At 67.3% G+C, this 3,534-nt stretch carries 3 protein-coding genes and 1 pseudogene; all 4 read left to right on the top strand.

The annotated features are described in order from the left end of the window. Window positions 1-97: 97 nt before the first annotated feature. Window positions 98-1,087: an ABC transporter ATP-binding protein gene (locus AC1D1P_RS17925; RefSeq protein ID WP_477670025.1), complete on the top strand. Its 990-nt coding sequence runs from the start codon at window positions 98-100 to the stop codon at window positions 1,085-1,087. After that, entirely contained in the window at window positions 1,084-2,367 is a 1,284-nt protein-coding gene (locus tag AC1D1P_RS17920) for an amino acid deaminase (protein ID WP_477673900.1), read from the top strand. Before AC1D1P_RS17925 ends, AC1D1P_RS17920 begins: the two co-directional genes overlap by 4 nt. Next, window positions 2,368-3,279, top strand: coding sequence for a MurR/RpiR family transcriptional regulator (locus AC1D1P_RS17915; protein WP_477670023.1), 912 nt, complete (start codon window positions 2,368-2,370; stop codon window positions 3,277-3,279). It abuts the gene before it with no gap. After that, window positions 3,276-3,534: pseudogene (locus tag AC1D1P_RS17910) on the top strand (D-aminoacylase); the annotation flags it as partial. The gene AC1D1P_RS17915 and the pseudogene AC1D1P_RS17910, both read left to right, overlap by 4 nt.

Here is a 3,534-nt window from a genome sequence, read left to right as displayed (position 1 = left end):
GTGACAAGGCCATCGCGGCCTGCCGCGACGCCATGCCGGCGCTGCGCAACGACGAAGCCGGCGGCAGCGCCCGCTGCATCCTGGTGCCGGAGGCCGCATGAGCGCACAGACCCCAGCCGCTGCGCCCTTGATCGAGGTGCGCAACCTGCAGAAATTCTTCGGTTCCTCTGTGCGGCCAGTGCGCGCCGTGGACGATGTGTCCTTCGTGATCCATCCCGGCGAGACACTGGGCCTGGTGGGCGAATCGGGCTCGGGCAAGAGCACCATCGGCCGCGCCCTGCTGCGCCTGGTCGACAGCACCGGCGGCACGGTGAGCTACCGCGGCGAAGACCTCGGCGCGGCCTCGGGCAGCCGCATGCGCGCGCTGCGCAGCAAGCTGCAGATGATCTTCCAGGACCCATACGCCAGCCTGAACCCCAAGATGCGGGTACGCGACATCCTGGGCGAGGCATTGCAGGTGCATGGCCTGGCCAAAGGCAAGGAGGCCACCGCACAGCGCATCGCCGAGCTGTTGCAGTTAGTGGGGCTGCCGCCTGAACACGCGGCGCGTTACCCGCACGAGTTTTCCGGCGGCCAGCGGCAGCGCATCGGCGTGGCGCGGGCCCTCTCGGTGCAGCCTGAATTCATCGTGGCCGATGAGCCGCTCTCGGCACTGGACGTTTCCATCCAGGCGCAGGTGGTCAACCTGCTGTGCGACCTGCGCGATAGCCTGAAGCTGACCATGCTGTTCATCTCGCATGACCTGGATGTGGTGGAATACCTGTGCGACCGGGTGGTTGTGCTGTACCTGGGCCGGGTGATGGAAGTGGCGCCGACGGCGCAGCTGTTCGCGCGGCCGCTGCATCCCTACACGCAGGCCCTGCTGGCCGCTTCGCCCAAACCGGACCCGACCATCAGGATGGTGCATGTGCCCTTGAAAGGCGACATGCCCAGCCCGGTCAATCCGCCTTCGGGCTGCGTGTTTCGCACACGCTGCCCGCATGCCATTGACGCCTGTGCCGAGACACGGCCGGAGCCGCGCGACATGGGCGGCGGCCGCCTCAAAGCCTGCATCCGAGACGACATCGAATCATTGACGACACCATGACACTGCAAGATATTCTCGACCCCCTGCTCGACGCCTCCTGGAAGGGCTTTCCGCACCATAGCCCGCCGCTGCGCCGCTCGGCCGTTGGCACCCAGGGCTGGAACGTGCTGCGCGGCGACCTGCCGTTGCCGCTGGCCGTGATCCGCCGCGACGCTCTGGCCGGCAACCTGCAATGGATGCAGGGTTTTGCCGGCAGCCACGGCGTGGGCCTGGCGCCGCACGGCAAAACCACCATGTCGCCGCAGCTGTTCCGGCGTCAGCTCGATGCCGGCGCCTGGGGCTTGACCTTCGCCACCGTGACGCAGCTGCGCGCAGGCGTGACGGCCGGTGCGAAACGCTGCTTGATCGCCAACCAGGTGTTCCAGTCGGTGGACCTGCAGGGCATAGCCGACCTCAAGCGTGCCCATGCCGGGCTGAGGGTGGCTTTTCTGGTGGACTCACTGGCGCAGGCGGAGCTCATTGAAGCCTGGCATGYGGTGAATGCACACGCTGAGCCTTTCGACGTGCTGCTGGAGATCGGTGTGGACGGCGGCCGCACCGGCTGCCGCAGCCACGAGCAGGCGTTGGCCCTGGCTCAGCGCCTGCGCAGCGGCAAGGCCACGCGGCTGGTCGGCATCGAATGCTACGAAGGCCTGGGCGCCACCGGCCAGTCAGACGCCGACACGGCCTACGCCAATGCGCTGATGCAGCGTGTGCGCGACATCGCCAAAGCCTGCGACGAACAACAGTTGTTCGAAACGAATGAAATCCTGCTCACGGCCGGTGGCTCCGCCATCTTCGATCTGGTAGCCGAACACCTGAAGATGAAACTGTCGCAGCCTGTGCAGGGCCTGCTGCGTTCGGGCTGCTATGTGACGCACGACCATGGCACGTACCACCGCTTCATGAATACGGTAGCTGCGCGCATGGGCTGCGGCCATGGCTTGCACGCGGCGATGGAGGTGTGGGCGGCGGTGCAATCCTGCCCTGAACCGGGCCTGGCCATTCTCGCGGTGGGCAAGCGCGACATCTCCTACGACCTGGAGCTTCCCGTGCCCCTGGGTGTGTGCAGAGCGGGCGAGGCCACCATGACACCGGCGCCTGCAGACTGGAAGATCGCCGGCCTGAACGACCAGCATGCCTACCTGCGCGGCAGTGGCCCCGAACACCAGGCCCTGCGCGTGGGCGACCTGGTTGCGCTGGGCATCTCCCACCCCTGCACCACCTTCGACAAATGGCGCTGGATGCCGGTGGTGGACGAACAAAACAACGTGTGTGACGCCATCGTCACCTGCTTTTAAATGACTCCACGCGTCCTTGAAAAAATTGCCGAGATCATGGACCGCGCGCCCGCCGCACGGCGCACTGTGCTGGCCCTGATCCTGGAAGACCCGCAGCGCGTGCTGGACGAAACCTTCGAGACCCTGGCACAGCGCGCCAACAGCTCGGTCCCCACCATCATGCGCACCTGCCGTGACCTGGGCTACCCCGGGCTGCGCGAGTTCAAGCTGGCGCTGGCGCAAGAGCTGGCGGTGGGCGGCTCGCCGCTGAACCGGCGCGTGCGCATCGATGACGACACCCGGCAGGTCATCGCCAAGGTGACGCGCGGCGCCACCACGGTGATCAACAGCGTGCAGGCCCAGCTCAATGTGGAAGCGGTGCAGGCGGCGGCCGACGCCATCGTCGACGGYGCCCGGGTGGACTGCTATGGCGTCGGCGTCACCTCCAACTTCATGGCCTCCGACTTGCAGGCGCGGCTGTACCGCATGGGCGTGGCTTCCAACAGCTACCTGGACCCGCACCTGCAGCTGATCTCGGCCGCTACCATCGGCCCGCGTGGCGTGGTGATGGCCATCACGCATGTCGGCGGCATGCCCTCGTTGCTGGAGGCGGTGGACGTGGCGCGCTCGCAGGGCGCCACCATCATCGCGCTCACCCAGCCCGGCTCGCAGCTGGCGGCGCTGGCCGACATCGTGCTGGGCGTGGAAGTGGCGCCCGACCCGGTAATGCCGGTGGGCCCCGAGGCCTACCTGGCGCACCTGACGGTGATCGAAATCCTCACCGTGCTGGTGGCGCAGCGCCTGGGCGACAAGGCCGTGAACCGGCTGGCCAACATCCAGCACACGCTGGAAACACGCGGCGTGGACATGCACCACCACCCCCGGCTGGACTGGGACGAAGGCGCCAAGCTCACCATGGGGAAAGTACGATGACGCGCGCCACCTTGCTGGAAAACGGCCTGCTGGTGGAYGGTACCAGCGCGACTGGCCGATCAGGTGACCTTCTGCTGGCGGGCGACCGGATCGTGGCCATGGGCCCGGACTTGCGTCGCAGCCTGCCGGACGGCCTGTCTCTGTCCGATGTCCAGGTGTACGACTGCAGCGGCCTGGTGATTGCGCCCGGCTTCGTCGACGTGCACACCCACGACGACGCTATCGTGCTGAACGCGCCCGGCATGGTTCCCACGC

Source organism: Polaromonas sp. P1_E1_2 (assembly GCF_056406035.1).
This window is presented reverse-complemented; position numbering and strand designations above follow the sequence as displayed.